General features: G+C 70.8%; 21 protein-coding genes. 14 read left to right on the top strand and 7 right to left on the bottom strand.

The window, feature by feature from the left end; translation table 11 throughout:
* The first annotated feature begins 186 nt into the window (after positions 1-186).
* From AB0O29_RS24670 to AB0O29_RS24650, 5 genes are all read left to right on the top strand, one after another.
* Positions 187-1,002, top strand: coding sequence for an ABC transporter ATP-binding protein (locus AB0O29_RS24670; protein ID WP_365154882.1), 816 nt, complete (start codon positions 187-189; stop codon positions 1,000-1,002).
* Positions 999-1,838, top strand: coding sequence for an ABC transporter permease (locus AB0O29_RS24665; protein WP_365154879.1), 840 nt, complete (start codon positions 999-1,001; stop codon positions 1,836-1,838). Before AB0O29_RS24670 ends, AB0O29_RS24665 begins: the two co-directional genes overlap by 4 nt.
* Positions 1,796-3,043, top strand: coding sequence for a sensor histidine kinase (locus AB0O29_RS24660; RefSeq protein WP_365154876.1), 1,248 nt, complete (start codon positions 1,796-1,798; stop codon positions 3,041-3,043). Before AB0O29_RS24665 ends, AB0O29_RS24660 begins: the two co-directional genes overlap by 43 nt.
* 40 nt (positions 3,044-3,083) lie before the next feature.
* Positions 3,084-3,722 (top strand): response regulator transcription factor, encoded by a 639-nt coding sequence (locus tag AB0O29_RS24655; protein ID WP_365154873.1) that lies wholly within the window; start codon positions 3,084-3,086, stop codon positions 3,720-3,722.
* A gap of 96 nt (positions 3,723-3,818) precedes the next feature.
* Positions 3,819-5,210, top strand: a complete 1,392-nt coding sequence (locus AB0O29_RS24650) for an NDP-hexose 2,3-dehydratase family protein (protein WP_365154870.1) — start codon at positions 3,819-3,821, stop codon at positions 5,208-5,210.
* A 46-nt stretch (positions 5,211-5,256) separates the two neighbouring features.
* On the opposite strand, the gene rfbB is transcribed toward AB0O29_RS24650, so the two are convergent.
* The 5 genes from rfbB to AB0O29_RS24625 all read right to left on the bottom strand — a co-directional run bounded on the left by rfbB (position 5,257) and on the right by AB0O29_RS24625 (position 9,895).
* Positions 5,257-6,234, bottom strand: a complete 978-nt coding sequence (rfbB, locus tag AB0O29_RS24645) for a dTDP-glucose 4,6-dehydratase (protein WP_365154867.1) — start codon at positions 6,232-6,234, stop codon at positions 5,257-5,259.
* Complete coding sequence (locus tag AB0O29_RS24640; RefSeq protein WP_365154864.1) at positions 6,231-7,298, bottom strand: glucose-1-phosphate thymidylyltransferase; 1,068 nt, start codon at positions 7,296-7,298, stop codon at positions 6,231-6,233. The genes rfbB and AB0O29_RS24640 overlap by 4 nt, the downstream gene beginning before the upstream one ends.
* Before the next feature lie 128 nt (positions 7,299-7,426).
* Positions 7,427-8,677, bottom strand: coding sequence for an MFS transporter (locus tag AB0O29_RS24635; protein WP_365154896.1), 1,251 nt, complete (start codon positions 8,675-8,677; stop codon positions 7,427-7,429).
* Positions 8,678-8,712: 35 nt separating this feature from the next.
* Positions 8,713-9,252, bottom strand: a complete 540-nt coding sequence (locus AB0O29_RS24630) for a winged helix-turn-helix domain-containing protein (protein ID WP_365154861.1) — start codon at positions 9,250-9,252, stop codon at positions 8,713-8,715.
* A gap of 64 nt (positions 9,253-9,316) precedes the next feature.
* Positions 9,317-9,895, bottom strand: a complete 579-nt coding sequence (locus AB0O29_RS24625) for a TetR-like C-terminal domain-containing protein (protein ID WP_365154858.1) — start codon at positions 9,893-9,895, stop codon at positions 9,317-9,319.
* 103 nt (positions 9,896-9,998) lie between these two features.
* Between AB0O29_RS24625 and AB0O29_RS24620 the strand changes: the two genes are divergently transcribed.
* Together AB0O29_RS24620 and AB0O29_RS24615 are read left to right on the top strand one after the other, a co-directional pair.
* Complete coding sequence (locus AB0O29_RS24620; protein WP_365154855.1) at positions 9,999-11,225, top strand: alpha/beta fold hydrolase; 1,227 nt, start codon at positions 9,999-10,001, stop codon at positions 11,223-11,225.
* A 53-nt stretch (positions 11,226-11,278) separates the two neighbouring features.
* A complete protein-coding gene (locus AB0O29_RS24615) occupies positions 11,279-11,671 on the top strand; it encodes a nuclear transport factor 2 family protein (RefSeq protein WP_365154852.1) in 393 nt (130 codons plus the stop codon).
* A 62-nt stretch (positions 11,672-11,733) separates the two neighbouring features.
* Here the strand turns inward: AB0O29_RS24615 and AB0O29_RS24610 are convergent, their stop codons facing one another.
* Positions 11,734-12,924, bottom strand: a complete 1,191-nt coding sequence (locus AB0O29_RS24610) for a PP2C family protein-serine/threonine phosphatase (RefSeq protein WP_365154849.1) — start codon at positions 12,922-12,924, stop codon at positions 11,734-11,736.
* Between the two features lie 353 nt (positions 12,925-13,277).
* Between AB0O29_RS24610 and AB0O29_RS24605 the strand changes: the two genes are divergently transcribed.
* From AB0O29_RS24605 to AB0O29_RS24595, 3 genes are all read left to right on the top strand, one after another.
* Positions 13,278-14,003, top strand: a complete 726-nt coding sequence (locus AB0O29_RS24605; RefSeq protein ID WP_365154846.1) for a peptidylprolyl isomerase — start codon at positions 13,278-13,280, stop codon at positions 14,001-14,003.
* Between the two features lie 282 nt (positions 14,004-14,285).
* Complete coding sequence (locus AB0O29_RS24600; RefSeq protein ID WP_365154844.1) at positions 14,286-14,708, top strand: hypothetical protein; 423 nt, start codon at positions 14,286-14,288, stop codon at positions 14,706-14,708.
* A gap of 17 nt (positions 14,709-14,725) precedes the next feature.
* Positions 14,726-15,151, top strand: coding sequence for a recombinase family protein (locus tag AB0O29_RS24595; protein ID WP_365154841.1), 426 nt, complete (start codon positions 14,726-14,728; stop codon positions 15,149-15,151).
* A 262-nt stretch (positions 15,152-15,413) separates the two neighbouring features.
* Here the strand turns inward: AB0O29_RS24595 and AB0O29_RS24590 are convergent, their stop codons facing one another.
* A complete protein-coding gene (locus AB0O29_RS24590; protein ID WP_365154839.1) occupies positions 15,414-16,097 on the bottom strand; it encodes an RlpA-like double-psi beta-barrel domain-containing protein in 684 nt (227 codons plus the stop codon).
* A gap of 2,413 nt (positions 16,098-18,510) precedes the next feature.
* Here AB0O29_RS24590 and AB0O29_RS24585 point away from each other — a divergent pair.
* The 4 genes from AB0O29_RS24585 (at position 18,511) to AB0O29_RS24570 (ending at position 21,454) form a co-directional block, all read left to right on the top strand.
* Positions 18,511-18,822: a hypothetical protein gene (locus tag AB0O29_RS24585; RefSeq protein WP_365154836.1), complete on the top strand. Its 312-nt coding sequence runs from the start codon at positions 18,511-18,513 to the stop codon at positions 18,820-18,822.
* A gap of 122 nt (positions 18,823-18,944) precedes the next feature.
* Positions 18,945-19,127: a 4-oxalocrotonate tautomerase DmpI gene (dmpI, locus tag AB0O29_RS24580; protein ID WP_358893800.1), complete on the top strand. Its 183-nt coding sequence runs from the start codon at positions 18,945-18,947 to the stop codon at positions 19,125-19,127.
* A 317-nt stretch (positions 19,128-19,444) separates the two neighbouring features.
* Complete coding sequence (locus AB0O29_RS24575; RefSeq protein WP_365154833.1) at positions 19,445-19,834, top strand: hypothetical protein; 390 nt, start codon at positions 19,445-19,447, stop codon at positions 19,832-19,834.
* A gap of 1,416 nt (positions 19,835-21,250) precedes the next feature.
* Positions 21,251-21,454 carry a cold shock domain-containing protein gene (locus tag AB0O29_RS24570; RefSeq protein WP_365154830.1) on the top strand — a complete coding sequence of 68 codons (204 nt, stop codon included), beginning with the start codon at positions 21,251-21,253 and terminating at the stop codon, positions 21,452-21,454.
* The last annotated feature ends 390 nt before the right edge of the window (positions 21,455-21,844 follow it).

Raw genomic sequence — 21,844 nt, 5'->3', positions numbered from 1 at the left:
GCATCCTCGTGCGCCGCGTTCGAAGCCGCGTCCAAACCGGTTCGCAGACGCGCCCGGCCCCGGCCGCCGGCCCGCCGTCCATCGATCGGACGACGCCGGTGCTCCTCCGACAGCACGCTGTGCCGCACACACCCCCTGAATAGGTTGGACGACGTGTTGACCGAACGAGTGATCCACGCACGAGACGTGCGCAAGAACTATGGCGGGCGCCGCGTCCTCGACGTGGCCGAACTGAACGTGTACAAGGGCGAGATCTTCGCCCTGCTCGGCCCCAACGGCGCCGGCAAGACCACGTTCACCGAGATCCTGGAGGGCCTGCGCGACCGCGACGGCGGTGAGGTCACCGTGCTCGGCGCGGACCCCGCCACCGCCGGCGCCGCCTGGCGCAGGGGCGTCGGCGTCGTCCTCCAGGACTCCCAGGACTACGCCCAGCTGACGGTCCGGGAGATCCTCACGCACTTCGCCTCCCTCTACGCGGACGCCCGCGACGTGGACGAACTCCTGCACGCGGTGGGCCTGCACGAGCACGGCGGCCGCCGGGCCCGCCACCTCTCCGGCGGCCAGCGCCGCCGCCTGGACGTGGCGCTCGGCCTCGTCGGCCGCCCCGATCTGCTGTTCCTCGACGAGCCCACCACCGGCTTCGACCCCGAGGTGCGCCGCCAGTTCTGGGAGCTCATCGCGGAACTGCGCGCCCAGGGCACCACCATCGTCCTCACCACCCACTACCTCGACGAGGCCGAACACCTCGCCGACCGCGTGGCGGTCCTCGCCGGCGGCCGCATCGTCGACGTCGACACCCCCGCCCGGCTCGGCGGACGCCACCTCGCCAAGGCCGTGGTCGGCTGGACCGACGAGGAGGGCCCCCGGCGCCTGGAGACGGACGACCCCACCGCCGCCGTCCTCGACCTCGCCGCCCGCCACGGCGGCGCCGTCCCCGGCCTCACCGTGGTGCGGCCCAGCCTCGAAGACATCTACCTGCACATGATCGGAGAAAACGCGTGAGCGCGCCCACGGCCCCCGTCAGCGCCCCCGTCACACGGCCCGCCGCGTCCCTGTGGAAGGTCTCGGCCGCCCGCGGCGTCCTGGAGACGAAGCAGTTCTTCCGCGAGAAGGGGCAGGTGATCTTCACCTTCGCGATGCCCCTGCTGATGCTCACGCTGCTCGCCTCGATCTTCAAACAGCGCATCGGCGACAGCGGTGTCGACGCCCAGCAGATCTACGTCACCGGCATGCTCGGCGTCGGCGTCATGTCCACCAGCTTCCAGAGCATGGTCCTCCAGGTCGTCGGCGAACGCTCCAACGGCACCCTCAAGCGGCTGCGCCTGACCCCCCTCCCCAAGAGCGCCTACTTCGCCGGCAAGATCGCCGTGGTGCTGGTGTCGAGCCTCGGCCAGGCCGCCGTCCTCCTGGGCCTGGGCACCGCCTTCTTCGGCCTGCACCTGCCCACCGACCCGGCCCGCTGGGCCACCTTCGCCTGGGTGTACCTCCTGGGCATCGTCAGCTGCACCCTGCTGGGCCTCGCCTACAGCAGCGTCGTGTCCGTGCAGAGCGCCGGCGCCATGGTCTTCCTGCCCGTGATCGTGCTGCAGTTCATCTCCGGCGTGTTCGTCCCCTTCAACGACCTGCCCGGCCCGCTGCGGACGATCTCCTCGTTCTTCCCGATGAAGTGGATCTGCCAGGGAATGCGGTCGGTGTTCCTGCCCGACACGTTCCAGCCGTACGAGCCGGGCCACACCTGGGGCCACGGACAGACCGCATTGGCGCTCGGCGCCTTCGCTGTAGTGGGATTGATCGTATGTCTGAAGACCTTCCGCTGGAAAACCCGCAACGACGGCTGAACGCCCCCGCCCCCGCCACCACCCCCGAGGACGAGAACGAGGACAAGGGCCAGGGCTGGCTGCTTCGCATCCTCCTCGGCTGGCACGCCTCCTTCACCATGATGGGCGTGGTCCTGGAGGTGCTCCTGTGGGCCGCCGCCGCCCCCTGGTACGCCCACCTGGTCCTCTACGGCCTCGCCGCCGCCTACGTCACCCTCGGCGGCCCCGCCCTGGCCGGCGCCAAACCGCCCCGCGCCGGCCACCTGTTCCTCGCCTGCGCCTACGCGGGAACGATCCTGCTCACCGCCGTCGACGACCGCACCCCCGTCGCCCTCTACCTGCTCCTGCCCATCACCTTCGCCCTGCTCGCCCCGATCGGCCTGGCCGTGGGCGCCTGCGCCGCGGTGACCCTGGTGACCGACGCGCTGTACCTGGACCACCACGGGTTCAGCGCGCGGGCCATCGGCGAGACCGCCCTGCAGAACGCCACCACCTGGCTGTTCGCCCTCCTGGTCGGCTACTTCGTCACCCAGCTCCTCGACGAGAACCGCCGCCGCGGCGAACTCATCCGCCAGCTGGAGGAGAGCCGCGCGCTGCTCCACTCCGCCTATCACGAAGCCGGCGTCACCGCCGAACGCCACCGCCTCGCCCAGGAGATCCACGACACCATCGGCCAGGGCCTCACCAGCACCCTCATGCTCATCAGGGCCGCCGACGCGGCCGCCCACCACGACCCCGACCGGGTCCGCGAACGACTCGCCCTCGCCGAGAAGACCGTCAGCGAGAACCTCGCCGAAGCCCGCGCCGTCGTCACCGCCACCGGCCCCCTGCACCTGCGCAGCGCCCCCCTCGACACCGCCATCGAGAACCTCACCGCCCGCCTCGGCGACGAACTCGGCATCAGCGCCGAGGCCCACATCACCGGACGCCCCCTGCCCCTGGACGCCACCCTCCAGGTCGTCCTGCTGCGCTGCGCGCAGGAGGCCCTCGCCAACGTCCGCAAGCACGCCCGGGCCCGCAGGGTGCGCGTCCAGCTGAGCTACCATCCCCAGACGGCCCTGCTGGAGATCACCGACGACGGCAGGGGCTTCGACGCCGAGCAGGTACAGGGCTTCGGCCTGCGCGGGATGCGCTCCCGCGCCGAACAGGTCAACGGAGCGGTGAGCGTGGTCAGCCGCCCCGGAGAAGGAACCCGCGTCACCGTCGAGGTGGCATGGGAACGCTGAGGCACATCAGCGCGAGGACGAACGTGAGGGACACCGGGCCATGAGCATCCGACTGCTGATCGCCGACGACCATCCGGTGGTACGGGCCGGCCTCGTCGGGCTGCTGGCCTGCGAGAGCGGCCTGGAGGTCGTCGGCGAGGCCGACAGCGGAACCGCCGCCGTCCGCCTCGCCGCCGAACTGCGCCCCGACGTCGTCCTGATGGACCTGCGCATGCCCGGCCTCGACGGGGTCGACGCCACCGCCCGGATCGCCGCCGAGTGCCCCGGCGTACGGGTGCTGATCCTGACCACCTACGACACCGACTCCAACATCGTGCGCGCGGTCGAGGCCGGGGCCGCCGGCTACCTCCTCAAGGACGCCACCCCCTCCGCCCTCGCCGCCGCCATCCGCTCCGCCGCCGACGGGGAAACGGTTCTGCCGCCGCTCATCGCCGCGAAGCTCGTCCACCACATGCGCAACCCCGCCCCCGAGAAGCCCACCGCACGCGAACTCGACGTCCTCGCGCTGGTGGCACAGGGCCTCACCAACGCCGCCATCGGCCGCCGGCTGCACATCAGCGAGACCACCGTGAAGACCCACCTCGTGCGGGTCTTCGCCAAACTCGACGTCGACGACCGCACCGCCGCCGTCACCGTGGCCATGCGCCGGCGCCTGCTCACCGACGTCTTCGGCACCTGAGGCCCGGGGGCGGACGGTGGATCCGTTCCCCGTCGCACTTCGAACCGCACCCCACAGGCTGAGCCTCCCAACACGATGTTGAGAGGTGCAGCAACAGTGGTTCTCTCTCCCGCGGTGCACGAACCGCCCGGCTCCCCACGCACCGCAGAGCGCTGCCTGGAGTCGGCCCGCACCCTGTCCACCCCGACCACGGGCGGCCTGCCACAGGTGCACGCGTGGCTGCGGGACCGGGCCCGCGCCAACGAATTCACCACCACCCCCGTCCCCTTCGCCGAACTCGACGGCTGGAGCTTCGCGCCGGACACCGGCGACCTGGTCCACCGCAGCGGCGGCTTCTTCCGCATCCGCGGCATGCGGGTCACCGGCGCGGCGGGCCCCGTACCGCAGTGGTCCCAGCCGGTCATCGACCAGCCCGAGGTCGGCGTCCTCGGCATGCTCGCCAAGCGGATCGACGGCGTGCTGTGCCTGCTCGTCCAGGCCAAGATGGAGCCCGGCAACATCAACATGCTCCAGCTGTCGCCCACCGTCCAGGCCACCCGCAGCAACTTCCTGCGCCTGCACGGCGGCGCCGCCACCCGCTACCTGGAGTACTTCACCGAACCGGGCCGCGGCCGCGTCCTCGCGGACGTCCTCCACTCGGAACAGGGCGGCAGCTTCTACCGCAAGCGCAACCGCAACGTCATCGTGGAGACCGACGAGGACGTCCCCGTCCACGAGGACTACCGGTGGCTGACCGTCGGACAGCTCCACGCGCTCCTGCGCGAGGACAACATGGTCAACATGGACGCCCGCACCGTGCTCGCCTGCCTGCCCTGGGACACCTCCCCGGCCGGCCCCGACGAGGCCGCGGACCAGGACACCACGGACGTCCAGAGCTGGCTCAACGACGCCAAGAGCCGCTCCGCACTCGTCTCCCGGCTCGTCCCGCTCGCCGAGATCGACCGCTGGCGGCGCACCGACCGGGCCATCGGCCACGAGGACGACCGCTACTTCCGGGTCATCGGCACGGCCGTACGCGCCACCAACCGCGAGGTGGGGGCCTGGAGCCAGCCGCTCATCGCCCCCCGGGGCCGCGGCGTGGTCGCCTTCCTCGTCTCCCGCGCCCGCGGCCGCACCGAGGTCCTCCTCCAGGCCCGCGCCGAGGGCGGCACCCCCGACACCGTCGAGCTCGGACCCACCGTCCAGTGCGTGCCCGCCAACTTCCACGGCCTGCCCGACCGCCACCAGCCCCGCTACCTGGACCTGGTCCGCGACGCCGCCCCCGGACGGGTCCTGTACGACACGCTGCTGTCGGAGGAGGGCGGCCGCTTCTACCAGGCCGAGAACCGCTACCTCCTCGTCGAGGCCGACGACGAGGTCCGCGCGGCCGCACCCCCGCCCGGATACCGCTGGACCGCCCTGCGGCAGCTGCACACCCTCGTCCGCCACAGCGGCTACCTCAACGTGGAGGCCCGCAGCCTGCTGGCCTGCCTCCAGCAGAGCGCCTGAGCGGGGCGCCCGGCACGGCGCGGGGCCGGCCGGGCGAACCGCCTCCTCAGCCGCGCGGCAGCAGCGGCTCCCACCAGGACCGGTTCTCCCGGTACCAGGCCACCGTCTCGGCCAGGCCCCGCGCGAAGTCGCGGCGCGGCTCGTACCCCAGCTCACGCCGGGCCTTGCCGCAGTCGACCGAGTAGCGCCGGTCGTGGCCCTTGCGGTCGGCCACGTACCGGACGCGTTCCGGCCCCGCCCCGCACGCCTCCAGCAGCAGCCCGGTCAGCTCCCGGTTCGTCAGCTCCGTACCGCCGCCGATGTTGTACACCTCGCCGGCCCGGCCGTGCTCCAGGGCCAGCAGGATCCCCCGGCAGTGGTCGTCGACGTGCAGCCAGTCGCGCACGCTCAGCCCGTCCCCGTACAGCGGGACGTCCAGGCCCCGCAGCAGGTTCGTCACGAACAGCGGGATGACCTTCTCGGGGAACTGGTACGGGCCGTAGTTGTTCGAACAGCGCGTGACCCGCACGTCGAGCCCGTGCGTACGGTGGTACGCCAGCGCCACCAGGTCACTGGCCGCCTTGGAGGCCGCGTACGGAGAGTTCGGCTCCAGCGGGTGCTCCTCCGGCCAGGAACCGGACGCGATCGACCCGTACACCTCGTCCGTCGACACGTGGAGCACCCGCCCCACCCCGCCGCGCAGCGCCGCGTCCAGCACGGTCTGCGTCCCCAGGACGTTGGTCAGCACGAAGTCCCGCGCCCCGTCGATGGAGCGGTCCACGTGCGACTCCGCCGCGAAGTGGACCACCGCGTCCTGACCCGCCGCCAGCCGGTCCATCAGCGCCGCGTCCGTCACGTCGCCGCGCTCGAAGCGCAGGCCCTCGCTGTCGCGGACCGGGGCGAGGTTCTCGAGGTTCCCCGCGTACGACAGGCTGTCGACGGCGGTGACCAGGTGCCGCTCGCCCGCCGCCTCCTCGTCCTGGAGGAGCATGCGCACGAAGTGGGACCCGATGAAGCCGGCCGCGCCGGTGACGAGCACCTTCACGCGCTGATCCGGGCCGTGCTGTGGTCGCCGAGGACCAGCCGGTGCGCCTGCGGCGCCTGGGGCATCGCGATCACCTGGGCGTTGCGGCCGATCAGGGAGGCCTCGACGCCGCGCACCCCCTCGATCCGGGAGTCCTTCAGCACGATCGAGTACTCGATGCCGCTGTCGATGATCTCGCAGTCGTCCGCCACCGAGGTGAACGGGCCGATCGTCGACCCGTGGACGCGGGCGCCGCTGCCGATGACGGCCGGGCCGATGATCGTCGAGTTGCGGATCTCGGCGTTCGGTCCGACGGAGACCCGCCCCACGATCAGGCTGTTCTCGTCCACGCTGCCCTCGTGCCGCGCGTGCAGCCGCTCCAGCACGATCCGGTTGACCTCCAGGAGGTCGTCGACCGTGCCCGTGTCCTTCCAGTAGCCCTCGATGAGGGTGGACCCTACGGCGAAGTCCCGCTCGATCAGCCACTGGATCGCGTCGGTGATCTCCAGCTCCCCGCGCCGCGAGGGCCTGATGGCGGCCACGGCCTCGTGGATGGCGGCGGTGAACAGGTAGATCCCCACCAGCGCCAGATCGCTCTTGGGCCGCTGGGGCTTCTCCTCCAGCCGGACGACCTTCCCGTCGCCGTCGACCTCCGCCACCCCGAACGCCGACGGATCGGCGACCCGGGTCAGCAGGATGTGCGCGTCGGGCCGCGTCGCCTCGAACTCGTCTACCAGCGAGGTGATCCCGTCGATGAGGAAGTTGTCCCCGAGGAACATCACGAAGTCCTCGTCGCCCAGCCACTCCCGGGCCGTCAGCACCGCGTGCGCCAGCCCCAGCGGCCGCTCCTGGCGCAGGTACGTCACCGAGATCCCGAACGCCGACCCGTCCCCGATCGCCGCCCGCACCTCCTGCTCGGTGTCCCCGGTCACCACGCCCACCTCGGTGATGCCGGCCGCGGCGATCGACTCCAGCCCGTAGAACAGCACGGGCTTGTTGGCGACGGGCACCAGCTGCTTGGCCGACGTGTGGGTGATGGGACGCAACCGGGTCCCGGCGCCCCCAGACAGGACGAGTGCCTTCACGGATACTCCTAGAGCAAGAGGGATCGGTCCGCGGCCGACGCCGGCCACGCCCCTGATGCTCTCCGCCGGGATTCGAGTCCTCCTGAAGAACGTTTGGGACCGCCCCCGCCCGCCCCCTCCCGCAGGCGTCACACCGCGCTGCCCGCGGCCTCCCGGGCGGGATCCCCCTCCGGGGCGGCGGCCCGCAGCGCCGCCTCGATCCGGCCGTTGGTGGTCATGGTCGCGGTGACGGCCGTCATCGCCAGGAGCAGGCCGGCGGCGGCGAAGAGCGGGGTGCGCACGTCGTAGGCGGTGGCCAGCCAGCCGCCGAGGAAGGCGCCGAACGGGGCGGCGCACATGGCGAGCATGCGGGAGGTGGAGGCCACCCGGCCCATCAGGTGCCCGGGGACGATCGCCTGCCGCAGGGAGGGGCCGAGCACCATCGTGGCGCCCATGCCCGCACCGCAGACGGCCAGCGCCAGACCGGCGACGTACGCGTTCGGGGCGGCGGCGAGACCCAGGATGGCGAGCCCCTCGACCGCGGCCGTGCAGGTCAGAGCCGTGCCGGTGCCCAGACGCCGGCCGAGGAAGGAGGCGAAGCCCGCACCCAGCAGACCGCCGGTGGCCTCCGCCGTCAGCAGCAGACCGAAGCCGAAGCTGCCGATGCCGAGGCGGTCGTGCGCGAAGAGGGCGAGGACGGTCTCCACGGCGAGGAAGGCGACGTTCCCGACCGCCGGACGCAGCGCGAGCCCGAGCAGCAGCCGGTCCCGGAACACGTACGAGGCACCCGCCCGGGCCTGCCGCAGCAGCGACTCCCGGGCCTGCGGCACCGGCCGGGGCGCGGCGGGCAGCGACCGCACGAGCAGCGCGGAGACCGCGAACGAGACCGCGTCGGCGAACAGCGGGACCGCCCGCCCCAGCGCGAGCAGCGCACTGCCCGCGGGCGGCCCGGCGAAGCCGGACGCGGCGGTCTGGGCCCCGCGCAGACGGGCGTTGGCGCGCTCCAGGAGCACGGGGTCGCGGCCGAGCAGGTCCGGCAGGTAGGCCGTGGCGGCCGTGTCGAAGAAGAGCCCGCCGAGGCCCAGCAGGAAGGCGACGGCCGCGAGCAGCGGAACGCTCAGCACGTCGAGCACGGCCGCCGCCGCGGGTATCGCGAGCAGCAGGGCGCGCGCCGCGTCCGTGACCCACATCGTGCGCCGCCGGTCCCAGCGGTCCACCAGCGCACCGCCGAGCACCCCGAAGAGCAGCCACGGCAGCGTTCCGGCGGCCGTGACGACGGCGAGCGCCAGCGGATCCCGCGTCAGGGTCAGGGCGAGCAGCGGCAGCGCCGCGTGCGTCACCCCGTCACCGAGCGAGGACACCGTCTGCGCGGTCCACAGCCGCCCGAACCCGGCCGGCATCCTCACGGTCTGCGCGGACTTCGCGGTCTCCGTGCTCACTTGGCCTCCCCCTCGACCTGGCGGCGCGATCCCGGGTGGAACAGCGCGAAGACGAGCGACGCGTCCGGCAGCGACGGATCGGACAGCGCCCGGTACTCCTCCGCCAGGGCGTGCAGCCGCGAGCCCAGCTCCGCGAACTGCTCGTCGGTGAGCCGCAGGTGCGCCATCCGCACGTGCCGCTCACCGTCCGCCGGCGCGCCCTCCAGGTCGGCCACCGCGTGCCGCATCAGCACGTCCGGCCCGCCCTCACCCGGGTCCGGCAGCACGATCGACCGCGCGGCCATGGCGTAGTACCGCTCGTTGACCCCCCGCACCTTCCGCGTCCGGACCACCTTCACCAGCCCGGCCCGCTCCAGCAGCCGCACGTGGTAGCTGGAACTCCCCTTGGCGAGGCCCACCCGTTCGGCGATCTGGGTGATCGTCGCGGGCTCGAAGCGGAGCACCGCCATGATCCGGTGCCGGGTGAGGTTGGAGACGGCGCGCAGTTGCTCGTCCGTGGTGACGTGAAACGCCTCGGGAAGATCATCGGTTGGCATGTGCTCAATGGTCAACGATTCTTGACCATTGAGCAAGGCCTTTTCGCGAACTCCCGCGCGATCCCTAGGAGGCGCCTCCGAGCAGCCGGTTCACCAGCAGTTGCGGGTAGCCGGCGTCCGGCAGGTCGAGGCCGAAGATCGCCCGGATGTAGAAGGGCGCGATCAGCTGGTCGAGGATCTCCTCCAGCGGCGGCGGGTCCTCGCCCCGGGCCGTGGCCCGCTCGCGGATCTGCTCGATGGAGCGCATCCGGCGCCGGAAGTGCTCGGCGCGCTCGGCCTGCGCCTGGGTGCCGCTCGGCATGGACAGGATGACGGCGCGCACGAGGGCCCGCCCCTCGGGCGTGCGCATGCTCGCGACGCTGGCCTCGGCCCAGGCGAGGAGGTCGCCGCGCAGGGATCCGGTGTCGTTCAGCGGGGAGTTGCGCTCCAGGCGGGTGGTGACCGTGTCGGCCAGCAGGGCGTCGAGGCCGCCCCAGCGCCGGTAGACGCTGGTGTGGTTGACGCCGGCGCGCTGTGCGATCGCCGGGATGTTCAGCTCCTCGCCCTCCGGGTCCGAGAGGAGGTCGACGACCGCTTGGTGGACGGCGGCCCGGACCTGTTCGGGGCTCCTGCGGACACGCGCGGCCGGTTGCTTCTGATTCATGCCCCCATCGTAAGCACAGATATTTGCTTCCAGCCTCCCGAGCCTCTACAGTCCTCACTGCAAGCACAAATCTGTGCTTGCAGGATCCTTCAAGGAGCCCGCCATGAAGCAGCTGCTGTTCCCGGACGACACCCAGTTCTGGTACGAGACCCTCCGCTCCATGAGCCACATCGCCTACGGCGGCGCCGACTTCGGCGAGGTCGTCTCCACCGCCTCCCGCATCACCGAGGGCGACTACGCCGGCTGGTACACCGAGTGGTCCGCCACCGCCGACCGCGTCGCCTCACAGGCCCAGAAAGCCCTCGCGGCCGGCCACCGCACCAGCGCCCGGGACGCCTTCCTCCGCGCCTCGAACTACTACCGCTCCGCGGAGTTCTTCCTCCACGGCAAGGACTGCGACCCCCGCCACGACCACGCCTACGACCGCTCCGTCGAGTGCTTCCGGGCCGCCGCCGCTCTCTACACCACCCCGCGCGTCACGCCCGTCGAGATCCCCTACGAGGACACCACCCTCCCCGGCTACCTCTACCGCCCCGACGACTCGGGCACCCCCCGTCCGACGGTGGTCATGCACAACGGATTCGACGGCACCGCCGAGGAGATGCACTTCTTCAGCGCCCTCGCCGCCGTCGAACGCGGCTACAACGTCCTCACCTTCGACGGCCCCGGCATGCCCGGCCCCCGCCACCACCAGGGCCTCGTCTTCCGCCCCGACTGGGAGAACGTCATCACCCCCGTGATCGACTTCGCCGAAACGATCCCCGAAGTCGACGAGACCCGCATCGCCCTCCTCGGCCTCAGCATGGGCGGGATCCTCGCCCCCCGCGCGGCCGCCTTCGAACACCGCATCGCCGCACTCATCGCCGTCGACGGCCTCTACGACCTCGGCCAGACCTCCGTCCGCAACATCCCCGGCAGCCGCGAGGAAGCCGAACGCCTCCTGCGCGCCGATTCCGCCCCGGAACTCGACGCCGCCCTCGAACAGATCATGGCCAAGGACCCCATCGCCCGCTGGGCCCTCAACCACGGCATGTACGTCATGGGCGTCGACACCCCCCGCGCCTTCAACGCCTCCTACCTCGACTACACCCTCACCGGCGGCATCGCCGAGAAGATCCAGTGCCCCACCCTCGTCTGCGACGCCGAGGAGGACGAGTTCTTCAAGGGCCAGCCCGAACAGCTCTACGCCCACCTCACCTGCCCCAAGACCCTCATGCTCTTCACCACCGAGGAAGGCGGCGGCGCCCACTGCCACACCGGCGCCACCCGCCACGCCAACGCCCGCATCTACGACTGGCTCGACGAAACCCTCAAGAACACCCACCCCTAACCCCCCACCCACCTCACCCCACCCACCCACCTCCCCACCCCGAAGGAATTGCCATGCCCCGCACCGGCATCAAATCCGCCCTCACCGACCTCCTCCTCAACCACGACCTCACCCTCCCCGAGGCCGCCGACCGCCACTTCACCCCCGACTACCGCCAGCGCACCGACGGCGCCTGGGCCGACCGCGCCCAGTTCCTCGACCACATCGCCCACCTGCGCACCCTCGTCGCCACCGCCGAGATCGAGGTCCACGAAGAGCTCCGCGACGGCCACAAGTACGCCGACCGCCACACCTGCCACATCACCAAGAAGGACGGCGGCAGGGTGAGCATGGAGGTCTACGTCTTCGCCGACCTCGCCCCCGACGGCCGCTTCCGGCGCATAGAGGAGACCACCCTCCTCCTCAAGGGCACCGACGCCGACCGCGACCTCGGCAGCGCCCGCTGACCACCGCACCCCCGGGGGCCGGACCCCGCGTCCGGCCCCGCGCGCCGCAGCCCCGCCCCGTCTCACCCACCCGGCCGCCCGCGCCGGGGACCGTTCCAGTCAAGACACAACACCGTCGCGTCGTCCTTCGGCGGACCTCCCCGGTAGGCGTCGGAGACCGCCCCGACCAGGGCGTGCACGACCTCGCGCGGATGCCGGTCCGCGGTGGCCCGAAGCAGCGCGGCCAGATCGACGACCGCCGCGTCACGCTCCTGCATCCCGTCCGTGTGCAGCACCAGCCGGTCCCCGGGCCGCAGGTCCAGCTCCTGCGCCCGGTACGGGCCCTGCTCGGCGAGCCCGAAGGGCAGGTCGACGGCCAGCGGCACCTCCTCGACGACCCCGCCCCGCACCCGCAGCGGCCAGGGGTGGCCGGCGTTGACCAGCCCCGCCCGGCTGCCGTCCAGGGCGATGCGCAGCAGCTGGCCGGTCGCGATCGTGTCGTGGCCGTGGTCCAGGAGCGCCCGGTGCGTCTGCCGCGCCTGTTCCGCCAGGTCCTCACCCGCCCGGCGCGCACCCCGGGAGGCGCTGACCAGGAGGGTGGCCATCAGGGAGGCGTTCACGTCGTGCCCCATGGCATCGGTGATCGACAGGTGCAGGGTGTTGCCGTCGAGGCTGAAGTCGTAGGTGTCCCCGGCGATGTCGGCGGCCGGGACGAGGGCGGCGGCGAGGGTGAACTCGGGCGCCTCGCAGCAGGAGGCGGACGGCAGCAGCTGGTGCTGGATCTCCGCGGACAGACTGACCTGCGTGATGCGGTTGCCCCAGTGGTAGAGGTCGGTGAAGCGCCGGTCCGTGACGATGATGTACGCCAGCGCGTGCGCGGCCTCCTCCACCTCCTCCAGCACCTCCGGGGTGGCCCGGGCGAGGAACAGCTCCAGCACGCCGATCGTGTCGCCCCGGTTGGTCACCGGGACCAGGACCCGCTGCTCGTCCCCGCCGTCCGGCGCCAGCAGCAGCCGCTGCCCCCGCAGGACCTCGTCATAGACGCCCTGCCCGGACAGCGCCACCTCCGCGGCGGGAGCCTCCTCCGGCTGCGCGGCAGCCGAATCGCGCACCCGCAGCAGCCGCCGTCCGACGACGTCGACGAACAGGAACGACACGTACCGCGCGTCGAACCGCTCCCGCAGATGCCGCCCCACCACGTTCAGGGAGTGCACCGGCGCGGTGTCCTCCGCCGCAGCCAGCACCTCGGCCAGCCCGATCCGCTCACCCGCCACATCAGCCTCCCAGAGCCGGCCGCCCCCACCGACCCGACAGCACAAACCCCTCAAACCCGGACGCTACACACCACCCCACCCCACCCTCCGGCACCCACGCCGCACCACCACCCCGGACATCGCCCCCCCGCCAGAACCGCGGCAATGACGACGGCGCCCCCACGGCAAGCACCCACCGCACCGCATCCCGTAGACCTCCCCGCCCCACGCCGGCGAAGGCAGCGCCGGTCCCGCCGACCACTCCCCAGGGACACCAGCTCAAGCTGTCCTGGCATGTCCACTCCCGCAGACCGAACCCACGCCCTAGACTGCGACCGCTTCAGGACCTGGCGATCATCAGAAGGACGTGCGAGATGAAACGAGCACTGATCAGCACATTCGCGGCCGTGGGCTTAGTCGTGTCCGGCGGGAGCGTCGCCACCGCCTCCGACAGCGCTCCGCCACGCACCACGCACGGCCCCTGCCAGTACGCACAGACCCCCGACGAGCCGCCGGCCCGCTTCGTCCCGCTCCCGCCGGACCCGCGGCACACTCCCAGCCGGGGCACGGTCGACCTGGCCGTACCGACCAGCCAGGGCGCCCTCCCCCTCCGCCTGGACCGGGCCAAGGCACCCTGCACGGTCCAGAGCTTCCTGCACCTGGCACGGCACGGCTTCTACGACCGCACGGTGTGCCACCGCCTGACGGCGTATCCGACACTGAAGGTCCTGCAGTGCGGCGACCCGACCGGCACCGGTGAGGGCGGGCCCGGCTACAAGTACAAGGACGAGCTGCCGGTGGACCTGCCCCCCGCACCCACCGATCCCACCGGCACCCGCCGCCTCTACGGCCGAGGCCTCCTGGCCATGGCCAACGCCGGCCCGAACACGAACGGCTCACAGTTCTTCGTCGTCTACGGCGACTCGGCACTACGCCCGAACTACACGGTCTTCGGCACGGTCGGCCCCGAAGGCCTGGCAACACTCGACAAGGTAGCCGCCGGAGGAATCGCCCCGACCCCGGAGACCCCGACACCGGTCGACGGCACCCCCACCCTCCACACCGAAATCCTCCGCGTCCGACCGTCTCACCCGCACTGACACACCTCCGCGACGACCCCGCCCGGCGCCCATGACCACCCAAGGCGGACCGCACCGGGCGGTGTCCGCTCTGCGCCAGGGGCCTCGTGACCAGGCCCTCAGCAGCCCTGACGGCCTCACATCACTGCGGTCACGCGGACCACCAGGCGAAGATCCGGTCGGCCATCGCACCGGTCCGGCGCCGAACGGGGTCCAGCCCGAAGAGAGTCCGGTTCCCGGCGGTGAACCGGAGGCGGGAAACCAGGCTGCCGGAAAGTAGGCAGCACGGGGAACGGGGCGGGCATGACCATTGCGGACACAGGCGGCGACGGCATCCACGACACGGAGTTCGTCAGCGCGTTCTGCCACACGACCCTGCCCGGCCTCCTGGATCGTGCGGGCCTGAGCGACGATGATGCGCACGGTGTCATCGTCGACGTCATCTGTCGTGCGCGCATGTTCGCGGCGCTGCCGAGCGGATATGCGGACGTGCTGGCCACCCCCTTCCTGGAAGAAGTCAGTCAGCACCGTCCCCTGTCGGCACCGGCATGGCTGCGGGCCGCTGTGGTCGTCGTTGTCCGTAACAGCAGGCTGGAGGAGTTCCACGCGCTCGGCGGCCCCATCCGGGACGCGGACATCGAGGCCATAACCGAAGCAGCCGCAGGCCCTCTCGGATCCCTTCTGGAACAGCCCTGCACACCGCTCACCCCCAACACCCTGGCCTGACCACCCTGTGGAATGTGATGGAATCCCCGGCAGGCGGAGAGGACAGCTACGTCCTGCCCGAGGCGCCCCGGCCGGCACTGCCCGGCCCTGAGGAGATGTTCCAGGCGCAGGCCAGCAAGACACGGCCCCTCGGCGACGGCCAGTCCGTGGTGGCCTCCGGCACCGATCCGCGCTTCGATCAGGCCCTCATCCACCTGCTCAGGCAGGCGGAGAGCCGGCCCGGCCTCGTCGTCCCGCTCTCCGCCCTGAGCCGTCTGTCACGCAACAGTGCCAAGCAACTCCACGTTCTGGAGTTCCTCCTGGCGCACCAGGCGACCATCGTGACGACGAACTACCTCCTGGGACCCGGCGTCGTCGGCGTGCGGCGCAGCATGAAGCAGACACGCGGTCTGGGCCCCACCCACACCAGACTGCTCAAAATGCTGAAGCCCGACCACTTCTAGGAGGACAGGTAGACGACGCGGCCGGCACGCGGCCCCCTCCGCCGGCTCGGCCCGGCCTCAACGTCTTCCTGTCGATCAGGGAACGGATCATGGCCCCGCAAACCTGCCGCATCGCCGCGGCGAAGAAGCCGGTGAGGTCGTGAAGCCGCAAGACCGGTTCGGGACGCCTTGAAGGCGGTGGCGATGCGCTCGCCGTACTCACCGACCTGGCCGGCCTTGGAGACGCGGCTCCTTGTGCCGGGCCGCCTCCCCGCCCGACGCGCTACTTCGCGAAGCGCCAGGTGACGTCGAGCTTGCCCTTGTCGAGCGGGGCGAGTGCCTTGAACGCCCCCGGGGTGAGGTCGAGACCGTGCCGGCCCGCGCCGGGAGCCTCGTCGAGGACCGTCACCGTGATGGACTTCCCCTTGTAGGTGATGACGACCTTGCGTCCGCAGTTGCTCGACGGATACCCGGGCCCGAACGTGGTGGGGTCGAGAGCGACGGCGAGGTCACTCTCCTTGATCATCTTCCCGCACGCACCCAGGCCGGGGGAGTAGAAGGTCGCGGAGCCCTTGTAGGTCTCACCCGGCTTCTCCGGCTGAGGGGAGCCCGTAGGGTTCTTGCTCGGCTTCGGGGGAGGCGTGGTGGTCGTGCCCGGCTGCGGGGTGCCCGTCGGAGCGGGGGTCTTACTCGGCTGCAGCTGCGGCGCCGTCGTACCGCCCGCTTGCGGAGCGAGTGTGGAGCCGGCCGGCTCCGCCACCACCGTGGCGTTCGGCTCCGCCGCGACGGTGGCGTTCGGCTCCGCCGCCACCGTGGCCGCCGGCTTCGCGGCGACCGTCGCGGCCTCGGCCGAGACCGCGACGGCGGCGGTCTCCGCAGCGGAGGCGGTGGCGACGGTGATCAGGGCGCCGGAACCGGCGGCGAGCACGGTAACCGCGATGGCGGCCGTGGCGATTCTTGCTTTCATCGTTTTTCTCTCTCTGAAATACCGCGTTCCAGGGCTGGACCGCGGAAAGCCATTGACGGTGCGCGGATGCAGACGGTCGTATGCGGACGACGTCCTCGCAGGTCGACGGAACCGTCCACCATCCGCAGCTGACCCAAAATCACGAATGCGGCGAAGGTCACTGACGTCCGGCGGCCGACCCGTTCGCACACCGGACCAGCGGCCGCCCGCAAGCTCCGACGAGGCGTACTACGTACGGGAGGTCGCCCCGGCTGTCAGCGCGGCCCCAGGACTCCGGTGGCACACGACACCGCGCGGCCGGGTCCCACGGCACGCTCGCGGAGGCCGCCACCGAGGGCTGTCGAAGGCATCCGCTCCGACCCGATGAGCCGCGAACGAGCAGCCTTCCGGGCCTGCCCGGAGAACCGCGGTGCCCAGTGGTGCCTTGCCCGGTAGCCGTGTATGTGGTGTCGTGCCGGTGGGTCCGTCGTCCTGCGCGATGGCGACAGGTGGGAAAGCCGCGGCACCACGCCCTGCCTGTACCCGAGGCCTCGGGGCGTCGGGGGGCAGGGAACGGTGCGAGCCGATATGTCGAAGTCCCTGAAGTCAGGCTCGGCCGCCTGAGCCGAAGGCGCTATGCTCACGCATATCGCGGTCAGGGACGCCGCGATGCCGCTTCGGATTCTCATCAGGGAACTCTCTCTCGCCCGGCGGCTGCCGGAGCCGTGCTGTGCGTGTGCCTTCAGCCAACCGGCGGCAGCGCGCGCAGACCATGCAGTTCCACCCGCAAAACTCAGACCGGACCCTACTTTTGCCGGCCCCACCGCGCCGTCCTGCGCCCTCGTGGGCCAGGTGAGCATGTATGCGGTGTCCCCGAGTGCGCGCCCACCCCGCCTGCCGGTGCGGCCCGCCGGTGCGGGCGGGGATCCCGGCCGAGCTGATCCGGTCCGCGTCCATCGCCGCGTTCTCGTAACCGTGTCCTCCTCGAGAACACCACCGGCCGCCGACCGTGAAGCCCGGACCGCGCGTGGCGCTGACCAGGGATAAGGTCGCTAAGCCGACCTCGCACCCGCGGGGATGGTTCCCGATCGGAACACGTCCTCGTCAACGGAGACGCTGCCGAGGGTTTGCCGGGCAACAGACCACAGGCTTTCCGCAGGCCGCAGATGGCCGACGACGTACGTCACCGCGGTGCTTGGCGTGCTGGCGGGGTGTGCCTCTCCATTCCCACCTCCCCCGGTGTCACGGACGGGAACAGTGCTGCTGGTGAGTCACCGGTGAGTTCGCGCCTCCGAGTGAAAGCTCCCCACCGCAGGTCAGAGCCTTGCCGACAGAACTCACCGGTGGCGAACCCGGGCCCCGGTGACCTCACCAGCCATCTCACCGCTGCCACCACCGTGGGTCGGCCGGGAGCCGATCCGGCGCGGGTGCGGTCGAAGCGGGTAGCGGTGCGGCCGATCGCGGCACCTTTCATCGAGCAGGGGGTCGCGTCTCCCAGGCAGCGGATACCTTGTCGGGGCCGACTCCTGCAGACGCGGCCACTGCGGCCCCACCCCGGGGGCCGCCCGCTCAGAGCCCGGCACGACGCCACCCCACCCCGGCCCAGGCCTCGGCCTGACCGAGGCGGTCGCCGCGAGCTGGCCCGCCTGGGCTGCTGGAGCCCCTATTGGCACCTGCGACGCCGCTGCCCTGCGCACGGTGTTCGCCAACCCCTGCACGGCCTTGGACAGCTGAGGGGGAAGAAGTGGGGGAGGCAGGAGGGGGATACCGAGGGGGACGCAGGAGGGGGAAACTGCCCGGGATACCGACCTGATCCCGCACCTTGCATGTGCACTGGTCAGGCGCCCTTTCCGGTGGCGGTGACCGGCCGGACTTTATTTGTTCAGGGGAGAGTGTGGTTGGAGGGGAAAGTGATTGGCTTCTGTAGGGGCGTGACGGATAGGCGGGGCCGGAAGCGAGCGGCGTTGCGTCAACCCGCTGAGGGATAGCGGCCGTGAGCTGTGATCACCCGGTAGGTCCATCTCCTGCCAGCCGTCCGTGGGCGGTCAGTCTGGATGGCGCCAGCGGTGCCGAGCCTGGAGGCCCGCGTCCGCTCGCGTCGCAGAGCAGTTGCTTCTGGACGGCCGAGAGCGATGCGGAAAGGGTCCTCGACCGGGGCCAGGCAGCTGGATCTCCGCAGGCACGAGTGAGTTGCGCGGTGGACACCGAAGGTGGGTGGCCGATTCCGTTTCGGGCGGCGTCCGTGCTCGGTGTGCCCATGTCGCCGGCCCGGCCGACCCGGCTTAGGGAAGAGCCGTTCGGCAGTGCGGGTGCTGGTGTCGTGGTGCGCGGCGAGAGGGACAGGAGCGAAACCAATGTGGCCGACGCCCACTTCCGCTGAAAGCGGGTGGCAAGCGCGCCGGCGGACCGAAGAACACACCGCGAGAGAACCCGCGTGCATTACCAAGGCGAGCGTGTCGACCTGGTGCTCACCGCCTGCGACCGGGCCGGTTTCCAGCCCGTCCCCGGCCTGGCGTCCAGCACCCTGCAGGACACACTGGCCGCGATCGGCACCGGTACCCCGATGTGGACGGTGGTCTACGCGGCCAATGCCCGCCTGACCAGTCATCCGCGAATCGCCTTCCGGCGGCTGCGGGACCGGGTGCTGGCCCTGCCGCTGGCGCTCGGGGTGCGGCGCACCGTGCCGCATCCGGAGCTGCTGGTCGCGGCCTGCCGGGGGCGGGCCGCGCACGATCACGAGTCGTGATCGCTGCCGGAGCGAAGCGAGTCTGGTTCGCCGCCGGGCTCTGCGGTGGACTGTTCCCAGCGCGCGGACCGGACATCGGGAGCCGGATGGCGCGGCCGCTTTGAGGTTTTGAGGAGCAGACCATGCCGATCGTCACCGTCCAGCAGGGCCCCCGCAGCATCGAGCTCAAGCGCGAGCTGGTCGCGCGGATCACCGACGCCTTCGTGGACACCCTGCAGCTGCCCGCCGAGGCCGTCCAGGTCTGGATCCACGAGGTCCCCGCCGACAGCTGGGCCGCCGCGGGCAAGCTCACCGCCGACCGGTAGCGGCCGCGCGGACACCCCACCACCAACTCCACCAGATCCGCTTGGTGTCCCTTCCCGCCCCCTCGTGGTCATCACCCGCAACCGCGGATCGTGTCGCTGGTCAGTGAATCTGTGCAGCCTTCATGTCTGACCTGGCGTTGTGCAGGTGGGTTGAATACTGCGCAGTTTCACTGCTCCTCGACAGGCACCGTCGCAGGATCGGCTGGAGCGGTATGTGGGGCCGTTTCCTGTCTGTATCCGGGTGTCAAAATGAATCGCACGTTCCCGGACTGTCTGTGTTGAGCGGTGGGTGCGAACCGGGTGCCTACCCTCGTGGAGTGATCGATTTTTCTGAGATGCCATCTGCGGATTTCCTTCAGGCTTTGAAGCGCGGCACGGACTTCCTGTGGCCTCTGGACGCGGCGGTCTGGTTGCTGGAGCGGACAGGCGTGTGGCTGGAGGACCCGAGGCTGCTCCAGTACGTCGAAGGGGGAAGTAGAGAAGGGGAGGTGTGGGCCGGTTTCGAGGTCCCGAGGCTCCGCGCCGCTATCGAGGCAGGGGAACTCGGAGACCACAGTGAGGAACTCACAGTCTTGTACTTCGCCCTCAGTCTGTACGGAGACTTTCCCGTTTCTCTTCGCTATGACTGCTGGGGGCTCTCCGAGGAAGTCGTCCGGCTGATGGGCAAGGCCATGCTCATTGCCAACGGCTACGCCGAGTGTGATTGAACCAATGTCCACCAGCCTGGCTCTGCTGCTCCCTGCCGAGCGCGAGCACGGTGACCTGCCCTCCTCCGCGAGAAAGGGACTACCCCAGTGGAACCCACTCCTGAAGCACTCTTGGCCGACCTCTACGGATACGACCAGGACGCCCACTTCGACACCATCCAACTCCGAGACGGCCTGGCTCATCAGATGTCCCCGGCCCTGCTCGACAAGCTCATTGCTGCTGTCGAGGCAACAGGGGACCCAGCAGTCGATCTCGAAACGGCCACGGCACTCCTCGACAGTACCCGTTAGCCCCCACGACCCTGCTCCTGCCAGCCAGGGGCCGCGTGTGAGCCCTGACTGGCGGGAGGCGCAGCCGGAAGTCTGGGTGTGGGAGCCAGCGGACACCCCGCCACCCCGCAGGCAAGGAGTCAGTCGAGCCACCCCGGCGTCTCACCGGGTGATGGGCGATGTGGTGGGGCCGTCCGCGGTTGTCGCCGGTCAGTGAATCTGAGCGGTCGTCATGTTTCTGACCTGGCGTTATGCAGGTTGACTGAGCGGGTTGGCGGCTGTGTTCGCTCACTGGATCTGCGTAGTGTCCGGGGATGCCAGACGTCTGACCTGCGGAGTCTTGAGTTCGGGGCCTGGTTGCGCAGGTCGGTTGATCCTCGACAGGTGTGAGCCCTTGGCCCCGGACCGCCGCGACCGTCTGGTTCATGTTTTCATCCGGGACTCAGAATGAATCATCGGGGTCGAAGGCCATGGCACTCAGTGGTCCGGGTGCCAGCAGCGACGTGAGCGCCTCTGTCCTCAGAGGTCGATGCCGTTTGGGTGGCTGCCTGGGTTGCTGCCCCAGTTGCCGTCTGGTTGTCCGCCGCTTGCGCCGATGACCCAGAAGCCGATGACCATGATGATTGCGGGGGCGGCAGCGAGGGCTTTGAGCCATTTACTCAGGGCGTCTTGGATGTCCTGGGCGGCTGGGAGTAGGGCGATTGCTGTGACGGCTATCCAGGTGACCAGGCACAGCCCCGCGCTTATGAGTGCCCATCGTTTGGTCCGACTCACGGCGCCCTCCGCTCTCTTGATGTCAGTGGCACTTCATCATGCCGGTGAGAAGCTCCGAGAGGAGCGCGTCTCGCTTGGGGACATGCCAGGGATAAGCCTGGGCCGGGAATTGAGAAGCCTTCCCGCTCAGAGTCCCCCTTCGTAGCGGGCTGGTCCTGGAGGAGGAGCCGGAAGGGCTCGGGGTGGGAGCGGAGCGGACACCCCGACGGGTCGTAGGCCCTGATCCGGTGAAACGGGGTCATCCAGGCCCGTGAAGCGGGCCGTTCAGGTGGAGGGCAGGGCTCTGGTCTGGTACCCGTTTGGGTGGTTTCCGTTGTATCGGGTAGTGGCAGGATCCGGCTGGTTCCCGCTTGGATGATGGAAGGTGCTGGAATGCCGAATGGCACGGTGACGATGTTCAATGACTCGAAGGGGTGGGGGACGATTAAGTCCGATGATGGTGAGGAGGTCCCTGTCCATCACACCGAGATCATCGCCGAGGGCTTTCGGACGCTGGCGGTGAACGCGAGGGTGGTCTTCGGCATCAAGGACGGCCCCAATGGGCGCCAAGCCCAGAAAGTCATGGTGGTGGGCTGACCCCGGGCGCCCGGCCGCTTCCCCTGTTGCCGGCTGGCCCGCGGAGCGGGCCTTTGCTCCTGGAGGCGGAGCCGGAAGGACCCGGGTGGGGGAGCGGAGCGGACCCGCCCAACGGGTCGAAGGCCCGGGCCCCGTGAAATGGGGTCACCCGAGCCTGCGGAGCAGGCAGTTCGGGGTGGAGCGCAGCGGAACCCCGAACAGTCCGGAGCGCAGCGCAGGACTCCGGCCCGAAGGGCCGGCCCTGGCTCAGCGAAGCCGAGCCCCGCTGAGCGCAGCGAAGCGGGTCCCTGCCCCGGAGCGCAGCGGAGGGGCCAGGCGCCTTTGCGTTCCGGGGCGGCGGCGGGCGGCCGTTGTCGGTGGGCCCGGATAACCTCGTAGACGTGTCGTCCC

The organism is Streptomyces sp. NPDC089915, from assembly GCF_040684675.1.
GTDB lineage: Bacteria > Actinomycetota > Actinomycetes > Streptomycetales > Streptomycetaceae > Streptomyces.
This window is presented reverse-complemented; position numbering and strand designations above follow the sequence as displayed.